Source organism: Mycobacterium appelbergii (assembly GCF_032883035.1).
GTDB classification, from domain to species: domain Bacteria; phylum Actinomycetota; class Actinomycetes; order Mycobacteriales; family Mycobacteriaceae; genus Mycobacterium; species Mycobacterium appelbergii.
This window is the reverse complement of sequence record NZ_JAMQTH010000004.1, coordinates 346,461-361,778: the sequence shown is the minus strand read 5'-3', so window position 1 is coordinate 361,778 and position 15,318 is coordinate 346,461. Positions and strand designations below refer to the sequence as shown.

The 15,318-nt window shown below is 66.4% G+C and carries 16 protein-coding genes; 12 read left to right on the top strand and 4 right to left on the bottom strand.

From position 1 onward, the window contains the following. Positions 1–60: 60 nt before the first annotated feature. Both M1247_RS11845 and M1247_RS11840 read right to left on the bottom strand, forming a co-directional pair. Positions 61–867 (bottom strand): class I SAM-dependent methyltransferase, encoded by an 807-nt coding sequence (locus M1247_RS11845; RefSeq protein ID WP_410506863.1) that lies wholly within the window; start codon positions 865–867, stop codon positions 61–63. A 66-nt stretch (positions 868–933) separates the two neighbouring features. Further along, entirely contained in the window at positions 934–1,440 is a 507-nt protein-coding gene (locus M1247_RS11840) for a DUF2505 domain-containing protein (protein WP_317156500.1), read from the bottom strand. 26 nt (positions 1,441–1,466) lie between these two features. Here M1247_RS11840 and M1247_RS11835 point away from each other — a divergent pair, with 26 nt between their 5' ends. Continuing rightward, a complete protein-coding gene (locus M1247_RS11835; RefSeq protein ID WP_317156499.1) occupies positions 1,467–2,534 on the top strand; it encodes a UDP-N-acetylmuramate dehydrogenase in 1,068 nt (355 codons plus the stop codon). 6 nt (positions 2,535–2,540) lie between these two features. Further along, the gene (locus M1247_RS11830; protein WP_458695218.1) at positions 2,541–3,866 is read left to right on the top strand and encodes a L,D-transpeptidase; all 1,326 of its coding nucleotides are present in this window, start codon (positions 2,541–2,543) and stop codon (positions 3,864–3,866) included. Here M1247_RS11830 and M1247_RS11825 read toward each other — a convergent pair whose 3' ends face one another. Next, complete coding sequence (locus tag M1247_RS11825) at positions 3,867–4,622, bottom strand: SDR family oxidoreductase (RefSeq protein WP_317156498.1); 756 nt, start codon at positions 4,620–4,622, stop codon at positions 3,867–3,869. Positions 4,623–4,815: 193 nt separating this feature from the next. Between M1247_RS11825 and M1247_RS11820 the strand changes: the two genes are divergently transcribed. From M1247_RS11820 to M1247_RS11775, 10 genes are all read left to right on the top strand, one after another. Further along, complete coding sequence (locus M1247_RS11820) at positions 4,816–6,135, top strand: ROK family protein (protein ID WP_458695217.1); 1,320 nt, start codon at positions 4,816–4,818, stop codon at positions 6,133–6,135. 10 nt (positions 6,136–6,145) lie between these two features. Beyond that, positions 6,146–7,450: a D-inositol-3-phosphate glycosyltransferase gene (gene mshA, locus M1247_RS11815; protein WP_317156497.1), complete on the top strand. Its 1,305-nt coding sequence runs from the start codon at positions 6,146–6,148 to the stop codon at positions 7,448–7,450. Next, positions 7,447–7,965, top strand: coding sequence for a type III secretion system chaperone family protein (locus M1247_RS11810; RefSeq protein WP_317156496.1), 519 nt, complete (start codon positions 7,447–7,449; stop codon positions 7,963–7,965). Before mshA ends, M1247_RS11810 begins: the two co-directional genes overlap by 4 nt. Positions 7,966–8,049: 84 nt before the next feature. Beyond that, the gene (locus M1247_RS11805; protein ID WP_317156495.1) at positions 8,050–8,790 is read left to right on the top strand and encodes a phosphoglyceromutase; all 741 of its coding nucleotides are present in this window, start codon (positions 8,050–8,052) and stop codon (positions 8,788–8,790) included. A gap of 160 nt (positions 8,791–8,950) precedes the next feature. Continuing rightward, positions 8,951–10,138 carry a sensor histidine kinase gene (locus tag M1247_RS11800; protein ID WP_317156494.1) on the top strand — a complete coding sequence of 396 codons (1,188 nt, stop codon included), beginning with the start codon at positions 8,951–8,953 and terminating at the stop codon, positions 10,136–10,138. Between the two features lie 8 nt (positions 10,139–10,146). Next, the gene (gene regX, locus M1247_RS11795; protein ID WP_317156493.1) at positions 10,147–10,833 is read left to right on the top strand and encodes a two-component sensory transduction protein RegX; all 687 of its coding nucleotides are present in this window, start codon (positions 10,147–10,149) and stop codon (positions 10,831–10,833) included. A gap of 232 nt (positions 10,834–11,065) precedes the next feature. Then, the gene (locus tag M1247_RS11790) at positions 11,066–12,307 is read left to right on the top strand and encodes a methyltransferase domain-containing protein (RefSeq protein WP_317156639.1); all 1,242 of its coding nucleotides are present in this window, start codon (positions 11,066–11,068) and stop codon (positions 12,305–12,307) included. Further along, positions 12,304–13,086 carry a glycosyltransferase family protein gene (locus M1247_RS11785; protein WP_317156492.1) on the top strand — a complete coding sequence of 261 codons (783 nt, stop codon included), beginning with the start codon at positions 12,304–12,306 and terminating at the stop codon, positions 13,084–13,086. Before M1247_RS11790 ends, M1247_RS11785 begins: the two co-directional genes overlap by 4 nt. Further along, the gene (locus M1247_RS11780) at positions 13,056–13,742 is read left to right on the top strand and encodes a PIG-L deacetylase family protein (protein ID WP_317156491.1); all 687 of its coding nucleotides are present in this window, start codon (positions 13,056–13,058) and stop codon (positions 13,740–13,742) included. Before M1247_RS11785 ends, M1247_RS11780 begins: the two co-directional genes overlap by 31 nt. Next, complete coding sequence (locus M1247_RS11775; protein ID WP_317156490.1) at positions 13,739–14,767, top strand: NAD-dependent epimerase/dehydratase family protein; 1,029 nt, start codon at positions 13,739–13,741, stop codon at positions 14,765–14,767. Before M1247_RS11780 ends, M1247_RS11775 begins: the two co-directional genes overlap by 4 nt. Here M1247_RS11775 and M1247_RS11770 read toward each other — a convergent pair. Further along, the gene (locus tag M1247_RS11770) at positions 14,751–15,305 is read right to left on the bottom strand and encodes a dTDP-4-dehydrorhamnose 3,5-epimerase family protein (RefSeq protein WP_317156489.1); all 555 of its coding nucleotides are present in this window, start codon (positions 15,303–15,305) and stop codon (positions 14,751–14,753) included. The genes M1247_RS11775 and M1247_RS11770 overlap by 17 nt on opposite strands. Positions 15,306–15,318 lie beyond the last annotated feature (13 nt).

The window sequence follows — 15,318 nt, the reverse complement described above, 5'->3', positions numbered from 1 at the left end:
TCCTCGCGTTTTTCGCGCGAGCAGACAGTCCGGTACCCGTGAGCAGGGGTTTTCCGGTACCTAAGTGTCTTCTCGCCGGAGAAAGGTGGGCGCAACGGTCTGCCAATCCACGGTCAGCACCCCGTCGCGCATCCGGCGCCGTGGCGGCTCGACGGGATAGCCGTCGTCGCGGAGCAGTTCGAGCATGGCCCGCCACCGGATCCGCGGCCCGAAAACCCCGTGTCCGGCCACGCTGGCCCAGGCCCGGTCGGCGGCCGACAGCAGGGTATGGATCGGCTGTCCGGCCACATTGTGGTGGATGAGCACCTTGGGCAGCCGTTCGGCCACATCTGACGGCCGCTCGATCGCGAACGGATCGCAGGCCACGGTGAAGCTGACGGGCCCGGACGCGTCGAGCAGTACCCAGCAGCAGCGTCGGCCGAGCTCGTCGCAGGTGCCATCGACGATCAGCCCACCCGGCGCCAACCGGGCCTGCATCGTGGCCCACGCGTCGGGCACCGCCTCGACCGGATACTGCCGCAGCACGTTGAACGCCCGCACCAGCACCGGCTGCAGTCCGGCCAACTCGAACCCGCCGAGTGCGAATTCGACGTCTCCGCCGTCTGCCAGCGCGCGGGCCGTGGCCACCCGGTCGGGGTGGATCTCCAGCCCCACGACGCGGGCATCGGCGCGCACGACCTGCAGCCGTGCGGCCAGCTCCAGTGTGGTGACCGGCAACGCGCCGTATCCCAGATCGACCACCAGCGGATCGGTGGCCGCGCGCAGTGCTGTCCGCACCCGCGTCGAATGCACCAGCCAGCGGTCGCTGCGGCGCAACCGGTTGTAGCCGGTGGTGCCGCGGGTGACTGCTCCGACGGGTCTACTGATGGTGGGCGACCCGGTCAGCGGTGCCGTCCAGGTGCTGACTCATGGATATGGAATCTACCGCCGCGATCAGGCGTGTTCGGCGATCCACGCCGTGGTGAAGCGCTGTTCGGCGATCAGCAGATCGACCAGTTGGGTGCCGATGAAGTTCTCGATCTTTCCGCCGACCAGTGGCACATTGACCTCAACGGTGGTGGTGACCGCCAACCGGCATCCGCGATCAGACGGTGCCAGCACCGCGGTCCCCGTGAGCCCCACAGGGGCGCCGAGGATGGTGCCTGCGATGTCGCCCGTGGACTGTCCCTCACGGATCGGCTGCCACCGTTCCTCACGCCGGATGACCAGGTCACCGCGGTGGAATTGCGATACCAAACCGGGTAGCCGGTCGGACCGCAGCACCTGGGTCGTCACGACATCGATGTTGCCGTCGCCTGCCGCCTCCATCGTCTCCAAAGTGGCGTCATCGGCACCGGAATCGGCCAGCCGGGCCTGCCAGTACCGTTCGTCGCCGAATGCGCGGTGGACCTGTTCGACGCTGCCTTCGTATTCGGTGGCCATGTCGAATGATCGCGCCATAGCTGGTCAGGCTACCGTTACCGCCCGTGGTCAGTTCGCAAGTTGGAGGCGTCGACATCGCTGAAGCGGTCCCGCTGGCCCCGCTGACCACGCTGCGCGTCGGACCGGTGGCCGAGCGGCTGCTCACCTGCACCAGCACCGAGCAACTCGTCGGCGTGCTGCGTGCCCTGGCGGTTGACGACGACCCGGTCCTGGTGCTGGCCGGCGGATCGAATGTGGTGCTCGCCGACGACATCCGCGGGCTGACCGTGGTGCGGGTGGCCAATACCGAGATCACCGTCGACGACCACATCGTGCGCGCCGAAGCCGGCGCGGTGTTCGACGACGTGGTTGTGACGGCGCTGGCCCATGGGCTCGGCGGCTTGGAATGTCTGTCGGGGATACCGGGTTCGGTCGGTGCCACCCCGGTGCAGAACGTGGGCGCCTACGGAGCCGAGGTGGCCGACACCATCCGGCGCGTTCGGCTGTTGGACCGGCGCACCGGCGAAGACCGCTGGGTCGCACCGGAAGAGCTGAAGTTCGGATATCGCACCAGCATTCTCAGACACTCGGACGCGGCCGTCGTGCTGGAGGTCGAGTTCGCATTGGATGCGGGCGGGCGCAGCGCACCGCTGCGCTACGGCGAACTGGCCACCGCACTGGGCGCCGAGCCCCGCGACCGCGTCGACCCGCTGCGGGTTCGCGACGCGGTCCTGCGGTTGCGGGCAGGCAAGGGGATGGTGCTCGACGCGGCTGACCACGACACCTGGAGCGTCGGGTCGTTCTTCACCAACCCGGTGGTGGCCCACGCTGAATTCGAGCGGATACAGCAAAGCGTCGCAGGGCCGGTGCCCAACTATCCGGCTCCCGACGGGGTGAAACTCGCTGCGGGCTGGCTGGTTGAGCACGCGGGCTTCGGTAAGGGATTTCCCGGGCAGGACGCCCCGGCCCGGTTGTCCACCAAGCACGCGCTGGCCCTCACCAACCGCGGAAACGCGACGAGCGCGGACGTGATTTCGCTGGCCAGGGCCGTTCAGGAGGGTGTGCGTGCGGCGTTCGGGATAGAACTCACACCCGAACCGATTCTGATTGGCTGCTCTCTGTCGGTACCCTAGGTCCACGTGAGCCCAGCCGGTGATATGGAGGCCGCGTCGCCGTTGATCAACCGGCGGCGCGCGTTGAGCGCGCTTGCTGTCGGTGTGGGCGCCGGCGTGCTGGCCGCGTGCTCGCGCAGTACGTCTGGTGAGTCTTCGACCGAGGATGACACCCCGGCGAACCCGACGCTGAAATTTCAGCCCGAATCCGACACCTCGGATGTGAATCCCATCGATCCGGTGGGCGTACAGGTCAGCGACGGCTGGTTCCAGCGGATCAGCCTGACCAATTCCGACGGCAAGGTCGTCTCCGGGAAACTCAACCGTGAGCGCACCGCGTTCAGCACCACCGAACCGCTCGGCTACGACGTGACCTACAGCTGGGCCGGCTCCGTGGTGGGCCAGGACGGCAAGGCCATGCCGGTGGAGGGCAAGTTCACCACGATCGCCCCGCAGACGAAGGTCAGCGGCCAGTTCCAGCTCGCGGACGGTCAGGTCGTCGGCGTCGCGGCACCCATCATCCTTCAGTTCGACGCGTCGATCAGCGACAAGGCCACCGTGGAGAAGGCGCTGAAGGTGATCACCGAGCCGCCCGTCGAGGGCAGTTGGGCCTGGCTGCCCGACGAGGTCGGGGGTTCCCGGGTGCACTGGCGGTCCCGCGAGTACATGCCTGCGGGCACGAAGATCAGCGTCAAGGCGCCCCTCTACGGGGTGGCATTCGGCGACGACGCCTACGGCGCGGCCGACTCCACGCTCGATTTCGAGATCGGCCGACGCCAGGTGGTCAAGGCCGAAGCGTCCTCGCACCAGATCGAGGTGATCACCGATGCGGGCGTGATCATGACGTTGCCGTGCAGTTACGGCGAGGGCGACCTGCCCCGCAACGTCACCCGCAGCGGCATTCACGTCGTCAGCGAGAAGTACGAGGACTTCTACATGTCCAACCCCGCGGCCGGCTACAACAACGTGCACGAACGGTGGGCGGTGCGGATCTCCAACAACGGCGAGTTCATCCACGCCAACCCGTCCAGTGCCGGAGCCCAGGGCAACACCAACGTCACCAACGGCTGCATCAACCTGTCGACCTCGGATGCCGAGCAGTACTTCAACACCGCGATCTACGGCGACCCGGTCGAGGTGACCGGGACGAATATCGAGCTGTCCTACGCCGACGGGGACATCTGGGACTGGGCCGTGAGCTGGGATGAATGGTTGTCCATGTCGGCGGTCAGCTCGAAAGAACCGCCGCCGGAGATTCCCGCCAGCGCACCCGCAACGCCCAGTGATGCGCCGACCCTGTCGGGCACGCCGACCACCACCACCCCGGCGCCCAGCCCGGCGCCCGGCGGCTAGCTAGCCGGTCGGTTTCCGGTTGAACCGCCCGTTCGGTGCCTGATCGCGCGGCCTGATCACGATCTGGTCGAGGTTGACGTGGGAAGGCCGGGAGGCCACGAATCCGATCACCTCGGCGACGTCGTCGGCGACCAGCGGTGTGATGCCGCGGTACACGTTCTCCGCGCGCTCCTGATCACCGTCGAAGCGCACCAGAGAGAACTCCGTCTCGACTGCGCCGGGGGCAATTTCAGTGAGCCGCACCGGTTTTCCCAATAGTTCGCCGCGCATGGTGCGGTGCAGCGCACCCTGCGCGTGCTTGGCTGCGCTGTAGCCGGCGCCACCGTCGTAGGTCTCGAACGCTGCGATGGACGTGACGGTCACGATCAGCCCGTCGCCGGAGGCTTCCAGCGCGGGCAGCAGGGCACGCGTGACCCGCAGCGTGCCGAGCACGTTGGTTTCCCACATCCAGCGCCAATGGTCCAGGTCGGCGTCGGCCACCGGTTCCAGTCCCTTGGCCCCGCCGGCGTTGTTGACCAGCACGTTGACCCGGCCCAGGCGGGCGGCCAGCGCGTCGACCGCATCCTGGTCAGTGACGTCCGCCACAATCGCCGTCCCGCCGATCTCCTCGGCCAGGGCCTCGATACGGTCCGCGCGGCGTGCCACGCATGTCACGTGAAACCCAAGTGAGGCAAGGGTTTTCGCGGTTGCGGCGCCAATGCCGGCGCTGGCTCCGGTGACGACCGCCACCGGGTGTTCGGGCTGAGATGTCGTCATATGCCCAACTTTAGTTCGCGTGCTAAATTCGTTCTGTGTCCAGGAATTCCCAGTCCCGCTTCGTGCGGTGTGCGTGTTGTTGTCGTCGCACATCACGCCGCGCCTGAGGCGATCCGGACACTTCCCGCTGTCCTGCTGAATCGACAGGTGTGGCCCCGAGCCCACCAGCCGATCCCCAGTAAGGACCCTTCACGTGACCACTGTCACCGCAGCACCCATTCGCCGTCCCGCCCGGGGAGCCACTTCGGCCAAGCGGACACTGGCGCCCGCCGGTGCGCGTTACCCGCAATCGCGGCTCCTGCACATCGTCGCTCCGTCGCTGAAGGTCGCTGACGGCGCGGCGGCCTCGGTGTTCAGCGCCGTACGCATGCGTGGCCCGATCGCCCGTGACGCCGTCGCCCAGCGCACCCAGCTCAGTATCGCCACGGTGAACCGTCAGGTCACCGCGCTGCTGGAAGCCGGGATCCTGCGTGAACGCGCCGATCTCGCGGTATCCGGGGCGATCGGTCGCCCCCGCGTCCCGGTCGAGGTCAACCACGAACCGTTCCTCACCCTCGGCGTGCACATCGGCGCGCGCACCACCAGCATCGTGGCTACCGACCTGTTCGGCCGCACCCTCGACGTGGTCGAGACGCCGACCCCCGGGGGCCCACAGGCCGACGCGCTGGCCTCGTTGGCCGCCAGCGCCCGCCGCTACCTGAGCCGCTGGCACCGCCGCCGCGCATTGTGGGTCGGGGTCGCCGCGGGCGGCGTGGTCGACAGCGCCACCGGATATCTCGACCACGCCCGGCTGGGCTGGCACGACGCGCCGGTCGGTCCGGTGCTGGCCGAGGCGCTCGGCCTGCCGGTGTCGCTGGCCTCGCATGTGGACGCAATGGCCGGCGCCGAACTACTGCTTGGCGGTCGACGCTCGGCACCCGAGCCCCCGGCCGCCCACGCCAGGACCAGCCTCTATGTCTACGCGCGCGAAACCGTCGGCTACGCATTGTCCATCGACGGTCGGGTGCATTCCCCGGCCAGCGGACCGGGCACCATCGCAGCCCTGCCCGCGCAATCCGAACTGCTCGGCGGCACAGGTCAACTGGAATCGACGGTGAGCGACGAGGCGGTGCTCACCGCGGCCAGGAAACTGCAGATCGTCCCCGCCGAAGGCCCGGCCTCGACGCTGCCCGCGGTGCTGCGGGCCGCCCGGCGCGGCAACGAACAGGCCGTCGCACTGCTGGGCGACCGCGCCAGGGTGCTCGGTGAGGCCGTGGCGCTGCTGCGTGATCTGCTCAATCCCGACGATCTGGTGGTCGGCGGCCAGGCCTTCACCGAATACCCCGAAGGCATGCCGTTGGTGGAGGCCGCATTCGCGCAGCGGTCCGTGCTGGCACCCCGCGACATCCGGGTGACCGCGTTCGGCAACCGCGTGCAGGAGGCCGGTGCGGGCATCGTGTCCCTCGGCGGGCTCTACGCCGATCCGATCGGCGCCATGCGGCGCGCTCAGACCCGCCGGATAGCGGCGGTGTAGACATGACGGTGTGCGTCTAGCAACAGAGACCCCGCGCCGCGTCGCGGTGCTGTCCGTGCACACTTCGCCGCTGGCGCAGCCCGGCACCGGTGATGCCGGCGGAATGAACGTCTACGTCCTGCAGACAGCGTTGCAGCTGGCACGCCGCGGCGTCGAGGTCGAGGTCTTCACCAGGGCCACCTCCTCAGCCGATGCGCCGGTGGTGCCGGTGGCCCCGGGAGTGCTGGTGCGCAACGTCGTCGCCGGGCCGTTCGAGGGCCTGGACAAGTACGATCTGCCCACCCAGCTGTGCGCGTTCACCGCGGGCGTGTTGCGGGCCGAGGCGACCCACGAACCCGGTTACTACGACGTGGTCCATTCGCACTACTGGCTCTCCGGTCAGGTGGGCTGGCTCGCCAGAGACCGTTGGGCGGTGCCGCTGGTGCACACTGCGCACACGCTGGCCGCGGTCAAGAACGCTGCGCTGGCCGAGGGCGACTCTCCTGAGCCGCCGCTGCGCGCGGTGGGCGAACAGCAGGTGGTCGACGAGGCCGACCGGCTGATCGTGAACACCGAACACGAAGCCCGACAACTGGTTTCCGCGCATCATGCCGATGCGGATCGCATCGACGTGGTGCATCCCGGGGTGGACCTTGAGGTGTTCACGCCGGGGTCCAGGCAGGCGGCCCGTGCTGCTCTGGGACTTGCCGTCGACGAGCCCGTGGTGGCGTTCGTCGGCCGCATCCAGCCGCTCAAGGCGCCTGACATCCTGTTGCGTGCGGCAGCCAAGTTGTCCGGCGTGCGGGTCCTGGTGGCCGGCGGCCCGTCAGGCTCCGGTCTGGCCGCGCCGGACACCCTGGTGCGGTTGGCCGACGAACTCGGCATCGCCGACCGGGTGACGTTCCTGCCGCCACAATCGCGTGAACAACTGGTCAACGTATACCGTGCCGCCGATCTGGTTGGGGTGCCGAGCTATTCGGAATCCTTCGGTCTGGTTGCCGTCGAGGCGCAGGCCTGCGGCACCCCGGTGGTGGCGGCTGCCGTCGGCGGTTTGCCGGTGGCGGTGCGCGACGGGGTCAGTGGTGCGCTGGTCGACGGCCACGACGCCGGTGACTGGGCCGCCGCGATCGATACGGTGCTGCAACGGGACCCGCAAGAGCTGAGCCGCGCCGCGATCGCCCACGCTGCGGGCTTTTCCTGGGAACACACCGTTGATGCGCTGCTCGGCAGCTACTCGCATGCGATGACCGACTACCGTGCCCGCCAGCAGCGCCGTGATCCGTCCCTGCGCCGGTCCGGGCGTCGCTTCTCGATCCGCCGAGGGGTACGAACGTGAGCCCTGAGCCGGACCCGCACGCAATCCGCAAGATCATCGAAGACACCCTCGACGAACACGAGCTGGTCTACCACCACCACGACGGCGCGCACGGTGGGTTGCCCGGCATCATCGTCGAAGTGCCCGGCGAGCGACGCCTGGTGACCAACACCATCCTGAGCATCGGGGAGCACTCGGTGCGGGTGGAGGCCTTCGTCTGTCGCAAACCCGACGAGAACTTCGAGGGCGTCTACCGGTTCCTGCTCAAACGCAACCGCCGCCTGTACGGGGTGGCATACACCCTCGACAATGTCGGCGACATCTACCTCGTCGGGCGCATGACCCTGGGCGCGGTCACCCCCGACGAGCTCGATCGGATCCTCGGCCAGGTGCTCGAAGCCGTCGACTCCGACTTCAACACCTTGCTCGAGCTGGGTTTTCGCTCGTCGATCCAGAAAGAGTGGGAGTGGCGGGTGTCGCGCGGTGAGTCGCTGAAGAACCTGAAGGCGTTTGAACATTTGATCGACGAGCAGTAGTTCGCGGCGTCGTGAGAGGATCGCAATCACCCGCACGCGAGGAGGAAACCCAACCATGCCGCACGCGAGGAGGAAAACCAACCAATGCCGACGCTGATCCTGCTCCGCCACGGCGAAAGCCTGTGGAACGAAAAGAACCTGTTCACGGGATGGGTCGACGTCGACCTCACCGACAAGGGCCGGGCCGAAGCCGTCCGCAGCGGCAAGCTGCTGGCCGAGCAGGGTGTGCTGCCCGATGTGCTGTACACCTCGCTGCTGCGTCGCGCCATCACCACCGCCAATCTGGCGCTCGACGCCGCCGACCGGTTGTGGATCCCGGTGCACCGCGACTGGCGGCTCAACGAACGGCACTACGGCGCGTTGCAGGGTCTGGACAAGGCCGCGACGAAAGAGAAGTACGGCGAGGAACAGTTCATGGCGTGGCGGCGCAGCTATGACACGCCGCCGCCGCCGATCGAGAAGGGCAGCGAGTTCAGCCAGGACGCGGACCCGCGGTATGCCGATATCGGCGGTGGTCCACTCACCGAATGCCTGGCCGATGTGGTGACCCGGTTCGTGCCCTACTACGAGCAGACCATCGTCGGTGACCTCAAGGCCGGCAAGACGGTGCTGATCGCGGCGCACGGTAATTCGCTGCGCGCGCTGGTCAAGTACCTCGACGGGATGTCCGACGAGGCCGTGGTGGGCCTGAACATCCCCACCGGGATCCCGCTGCGCTACGACCTGGACGAGAATCTCAAGCCCACGGTGACCGGCGGGACCTACCTCGATCCCGAGGCGGCAGCCGCCGGTGCGGCCGCCGTGGCCGCGCAGGGCGCGAAGTAGTCACGATCCGCACCGGCGACGCAATGGCGCGGCTCCACCCGGCAAACGCCGGGTTAACTGCGGTGAACAGCGGCCAAACTCCTGTGATTTCGTTTGTGACATGTCCCGTAATCGCCGCTCCCTGCTGGGATGACGTTCACCGGATGCGTACGATTTTCGCGTGAGTGTGGTGTCGGCGCTATTGCTGACGGCGGTCGTGGCGCTACTCGCTTTGATCGCCGGGGTGGTCATCGGCGCCGAACTGATACCGCGGATCACGGCCCGCCGTGAGCGCCGCGCGATCGACGAGGCCGGCATCACGGTGTCACAGATGCTGCAGTTCATCGTGTCGCTCTCGCCCGTGGGCATCGCGGTCGTCGACACCTTCAACGACGTCGTCTACTCCAACGACCGGGCCATCGAGCTCGGCCTGGTGCGGGACCGGTTGCTCGATGACCGTGCCTGGCGGGCCGCCGAACAGGTATTCGCCACCGGACAGGACGCCGAGGTCGACCTCTCGCCCCGGAAGATGGCCAATCCGGGACGTTCCGGTATCTCGGTGCGTGGCAAGGTGCGCCTCCTCACCGACGACGACCGTCGCTTCGCGGTGGCCTATGCCGACGACCAGTCCGAGCATGCCCGGATGGAAGCGACGCGCCGCGATTTCGTGGCCAATGTCAGTCACGAACTCAAGACGCCCGTTGGCGCGATGGGCGTGCTGGCCGAGGCCCTGCTGGCCTCGGCCGACGATCCCGACACCGTGCGCCGGTTCGCCGACAAGATGGTCGCCGAATCACACCGGTTGGCCGATATGGTCGGCGAGCTGATCGAGCTGTCCCGCCTGCAGGGCGGTGAGCGCTTACCCGATCTGGATGCGGTGGACGTGGATACCGTAGTGGCCGAGGCGTTGTCGCGGCACAAGGTGGCCGCCGACAACGCCGACACCGCGATCACCACCGACGCGCCGACCGGCTATCGCGTGCTCGGTGACGAGTCACTGCTGGTGACCGCCATCGCCAACCTGCTCTCAAATGCAATTGCTTACTCTCCCAACGGTTCCGGTGTGTCCATCAGTCGTCGCAGACGGGGCGACAAGGTGGAGATCGCGGTGACCGACCGTGGGATCGGCATCGACAAGGCCGACCAGGAGCGGGTTTTCGAGAGATTCTTCCGCGTCGACAAAGCCCGGTCGCGAGCCACCGGCGGCACCGGGCTGGGCTTGGCCATCGTCAAGCATGTGGCCGCCAACCACAACGGATCCATCCGGCTGTGGAGTCAGCCGGGGACGGGGTCGACGTTCACGTTGTCGATCCCGGTGTACCCCCATCCCGACGACCCCCAAAACGAGCAAGTCGAACGAGAGGATTAGCGAGAACGATGACCAGCGTGTTGATCGTTGAAGACGAGGAGTCGTTGGCCGATCCACTGGCATTCCTGCTCCGCAAGGAAGGCTTTGAGGCCACCGTGGTGGGCGACGGACCGTCGGCCCTGGCAGAGTTCGAGCGCTCTGGCGCCGACATCGTGCTGTTGGATCTCATGTTGCCGGGAATGAGCGGCACCGACGTGTGCAAGCAACTGCGATCCCGGTCCAGTGTGCCGGTGATCATGGTGACCGCCCGCGACAGCGAGATCGACAAAGTGGTCGGGCTGGAACTCGGCGCCGACGACTATGTCACCAAGCCGTACTCGGCGCGTGAGCTGATCGCACGGATCCGGGCGGTGCTGCGCCGTGGCGCGGACACCGATGACGCCAGTCTCGGCGACGGTGTGCTGGAGGCCGGCCCGGTCCGGATGGACGTCGAGCGCCATGTGGTCAGCGTGAACGGGGATCCGGTCACGTTGCCGCTCAAGGAGTTCGACCTGCTCGAGTACCTGATGCGTAACAGTGGCCGAGTGCTCACCCGCGGGCAGCTCATCGATCGGGTCTGGGGTGCGGACTACGTCGGCGACACCAAAACCCTCGATGTCCACGTCAAGCGGCTGCGGTCCAAGATCGAGGCCGACCCGGCCAATCCCGTGCATCTGGTGACCGTGCGGGGGCTGGGCTACAAACTCGAAGGCTGAGTTCTCCCCGGACACCTTTCTCTCGGGCCACTTTCTCCCGGCGAGCAGACAGTTCGGTACCTGAAAATGGCCTCGGCAGGGTACGCAACTGTCTGCTCGCGCGGGAAAAATCAGTTACAGCAACCTAGTGACAGTTAGCTGATTCTGTTAAGGTCCTCTCAGGTTTGCATGGCCGCCAGAGATGTGGGCGAGTCGTGGAGCATGGATCTCGGCTGAGAGCGAAGGTCTGCGTGTGCTGTGCCGGTTATGTGGGTCCGACCGTCTCCTGAGTGTGCTCGACCTCGGCGCGACCCCGCCGTGCGAGAAGCTTCTCGCACCACGCGAGCTGGACATTCAGGAGTCGACGTACCCGCTGCATCTGCGGTTGTGTGAGAACTGCCTGTTGCTACAGATTCCGGCACTGATAACGCCCGAGGACACCTTCACCGAATACGCGTATTTCTCCTCCTACTCCGACTCGTGGGTCGACCACGCCCGCCAGTTCGTCGCTCACGCCGTCGATCGTCTGCAACTCGGCGCAGAATCATTCGCGGTTGAGGTAGCCAGTAACGACGGCTACCTGCTGCAACACATGGTTGCCTCCGGAGTGCCCTGCCTGGGTATCGAACCGTCAGTGAACGTGGGCGCGGCTGCGCGCGCCCGTGGCGTGCCGACATTGACGACGTTTCTCGACGAGGCGACAGCAACGAGGATCCGGGCCGAGCACGGCCCGGCGGATCTGGTCATAGCCAACAATGTCTATGCGCACATCCCGGACCTCCTCGGATTCACCCGCTCGCTGCGTGCCCTACTGGCTGATGACGGCTGGCTGTCTGTCGAGGTGCACCATGCAGGCAACCTGGTGGAATTCGCGCAGTTCGACACCATTTACCACGAGCATTTCCAGTACTACACAGTGGCGTCGGCGGCAAGGGCGCTGGCTACCGCGGGCCTGACGGTCGTCGACGCCGAGGCCATCCCGACCCATGGCGGATCCATCCGGTTGTGGGCGCGTCCCGATGCGGCGGCCGGCCCGCCGTCCGCACGCCTGTCGGAGCTGCTGGCCGCCGAGGAACAAGCCAACCTGCACGACGTCAGTGGTTACGTCGGTCTGCAAGCCCGGGTGGATCAACTGCGTCAGGACCTGCTGCGTCTCTTGCTGGATTACCGCGCGGCCGGTATGCGAGTGGTCGGCTACGGCGCTCCCGGTAAGGGCAACACACTGCTCAATTACTGCGGTATCCGGTCGGACCTGCTCGAGTACACCGTGGACCGCAACCCGTACAAGCACGGAAAGTTCACCCCCGGCGCGCGGATTCCGATCCACCCGGTGGAACGCCTGGACAAGGATCGTCCCGACGTCATCGTGGTGCTGCCGTGGAATCTCGAGAACGAGATCACCGAGCAGTTGGCCTATACCGGCGAATGGGGGGCCCAACTGGTCTACCCGCTGCCGAGCCTGCATGTCGTTGCGGCGAAAGGGAAGTCTTCATGAAGGTCGTGCTGTTCTGCGGTGGTTACGGAATGCGCATGCGCAACGGTGCAGACGACACGATCCCCAAGCCGATGCAGATGATCGGAAACCGGCCACTGATCTGGCACGTGATGCGCTATTACGCCCATTTTGGGCACAAAGACTTCATCCTGTGTCTCGGCTACGGCGCCACCCACATCAAGAACTACTTCCTGACCTATCAGGAATCGGTGTCCAACGACTTCGTCATCCGCGACGGCACCGTTGAACTGCTGCACTCCGACATCAGCGAGTGGTCGATCACGTTCGTCGACACCGGTGCGGATTCGCCGATCGGCGAGCGCTTGCGGCGGGTCAGCGGATTTCTGGCCGAAGAGGAGTACTTCCTGGCCAACTACGCCGACGTGCTGACCGATGCCCCGATGAATCGGATCATCAACGAGGTGAAGGCCTCCGGTGCGGCGGCCTCCATGCTCGTCGTCCCTCCGCAGTCGTCGTTTCATTGCGTCGAACTCACTGAATCCGGTGTGGTGGACGGGATCACGCCGGTGTCCCAACTCCCCATCTGGGAGAACGGTGGGTTCTTCGTCCTCTCCCGAGAGGTGCTGGATCTGCTGACCGAGAACTGCGACCTGGTCGAAGATGTGTGCGGAAAGCTCGCAGCCGACGGTCGTCTGTACGGATACAAACACCTCGGGTTCTGGAAACCGGCCGACACATTCAAGGAACGCGCCGACCTCGATGCCGCGTACCTACGGGGTGACGCGCCATGGATGCTGTGGGAGAACCGCGCGTCGTGATCGGGCTCGATACGGGCAGGATCGGCGAGATCGCCGTGCTTGCAGCGCATTGCGACGACATTGCGATCGGGATGGGCGGAACCCTGTTGACGCTCGCGCGTGCACACCCTGGCCTTCGCGTCCATGGGTTGGTGCTCTCCGGAGGAGGCGGAGTGCGCGATGCCGAGGAGCGCGCCGCGTTATCGGCCTTCTGTCCCGGGGCGGCGGTGAACCTCACGATTCTCGACATCCCGGACGGCAGGGCACCCGCCCATTGGGCGCGAATCAAGGATGAACTCAACGCGTTCCGGAAGACCTGTGAGCCCGACGTGGTGTTCAGCACCCAACGTGGCGATGCCCATCAGGATCACCGCATGCTGGCCGAACTGGTACCCACAGAGTTCCGCAACCATCTCACGCTCGGCTACGAGATCCTCAAGTGGGAGACGGACACCCCGACGCCGACGTTGTTCCATCCATTGGATGCGACCCTCGCGCAGGAGAAGGTGGCGCTGTTGCACGAACACTATCCGTCGCAGGTGGGTCGTGACTGGTTCGACGAGGCGGCGTTCCTCGGGCTGCTGAGATTACGCGGTGTGCAGTGCCGTAGTACCCACGCCGAAGCGTTCGTCATCGAAAAGGCGATAATCAGTTTCTCGGAAAGGGTTGGTGCATGAAGGTTCTGGTCACCGGGCACCTCGGCTATCTCGGCACTGTGATGGTGCCGGTTCTGCAGTCGGCGGGACACCGGGTCGTCGGATTGGACACCGGATACTTCGCCGACTGTGTGTTGGGTCCTGCACCGGCCGACGTGTCACAGCTCGCGGTGGACCTGCGTGCGGTGACGGCGGACCAGCTGGCCGGATTCGACGCTGTCGTGCATCTGGCGGCAATGTCCAACGACCCACTCGGGGCGTTGGATCCGGAGACCACCTTCGACATCAACCATCGCGCGTCCGTGCGCCTGGCCCGGCTCGCCAAGGACGCAGGGGTGCGCCGCTTTCTGTATGCCTCCACCTGTTCGGTGTACGGCGCCGCCGGTGACGGATTGGTCGACGAGGATGCACCGTTGCGGCCTCTGACCCCGTACGCGATCAGCAAAGTCCGGGTGGAAGACGACGTGGCAGCGATGGCCGACGCCGATTTTGTTCCGGTATTCCTGCGCAACGCAACAGCTTTCGGGTTCTCTGCACGGCCACGCGCGGATATCGTGCTCAACAACCTGGTAGGCCACGCGGTGCTGACCGGCGTCGTCCGGGTGTTGTCCGACGGCACGCCGTGGCGACCGTTGGTGCACGCCGCAGACATCGCCGACGCCTTTTCGGCTTGTTTGACAGCGTCGGCCGAGGTGGTTACCTGCCGCGCCTACAACGTCGGGTCGGAAGCCAACAATGTCACGGTCGCAGACATCGCCGAAGAAGCGATGCGGGCGGTCCCGGGTTCCACGCTGGCCATTACGGGGGAGACCGGTGCCGATCCACGGTCCTATCAGGTCGACTTCGGCAGGGCCCGAACGGAACTGGGTTTTGAGGCGAAACGCACAGTGGCAGAAGGGGCGGCCGAACTCTATCGCGCGTACACCGCGTACGGACTGACCGCCGAAGATTTCGAACGCCGATTCACCCGGCTGGCCAGGTTACGTCAGCTGCTCGATGACGGAGCCGTGGACGGACAACTGCGGCGGGTCAGCGCAATTGTGTGACCAACTGCTGCCAACTGCCCGCCGCGGCATCACGTTGCGACATGACGGTCATCGGCAGCGGCCAGTGGATCGCCAGGTCGGGATCGTCGTGCGCGACGGCAACATCCTCAGTCGGGTCGTGTCCACGATCGATCCGGTAACACACATCCGCGGTCCGGGTCAGCGCCTGGAATCCGTGCAGCAGTCCCGGCGGCACGAACAGATGACGGAAGTCGTTGTCGTCGAGAAGGAACGACTCATGCTGGCCGAACGTGGGGGAGTCCGGCCGGGCATCCACCAGCACGTCGTGGACGGCGCCGTTGGCGCAACGCACCAGTTTGGCCTCACCCCGCCCACGTCGGCCGTGCATACCGCGGATCACGCCACACACAGAGCGCGACTGAGAATCCTGCACGAAAGATGCGGCGGCCCCTGGCACGCCCAGCCAGTCGTCGAAGACCGCGGCATCGAAGGTGCGGGTGAACAAACCGCGGTCGTCGAAGTGCGGGGTCGGAACCAGTACGGCGACGCCGGCGAGCCGGGCCTGCTCGATGTGCACATGGACATGCTGC

Coding starts and splice junctions, on each gene's coding strand:
- M1247_RS11840 (WP_317156500.1), bottom strand. CDS start 1,440: ATGGCGCGATCATTCGACATGGCCACCGAATACGAAGGCAGCGTCGAA.
- M1247_RS11825 (WP_317156498.1), bottom strand. CDS start 4,622: ATGACGACATCTCAGCCCGAACACCCGGTGGCGGTCGTCACCGGAGCC.
- M1247_RS11785 (WP_317156492.1), top strand. CDS start 12,304: ATGAAGGTCGTGCTGTTCTGCGGTGGTTACGGAATGCGCATGCGCAAC.
- M1247_RS11805 (WP_317156495.1), top strand. CDS start 8,050: ATGCCGACGCTGATCCTGCTCCGCCACGGCGAAAGCCTGTGGAACGAA.
- regX (WP_317156493.1), top strand. CDS start 10,147: ATGACCAGCGTGTTGATCGTTGAAGACGAGGAGTCGTTGGCCGATCCA.
- M1247_RS11780 (WP_317156491.1), top strand. CDS start 13,056: ATGGATGCTGTGGGAGAACCGCGCGTCGTGATCGGGCTCGATACGGGC.
- M1247_RS11775 (WP_317156490.1), top strand. CDS start 13,739: ATGAAGGTTCTGGTCACCGGGCACCTCGGCTATCTCGGCACTGTGATG.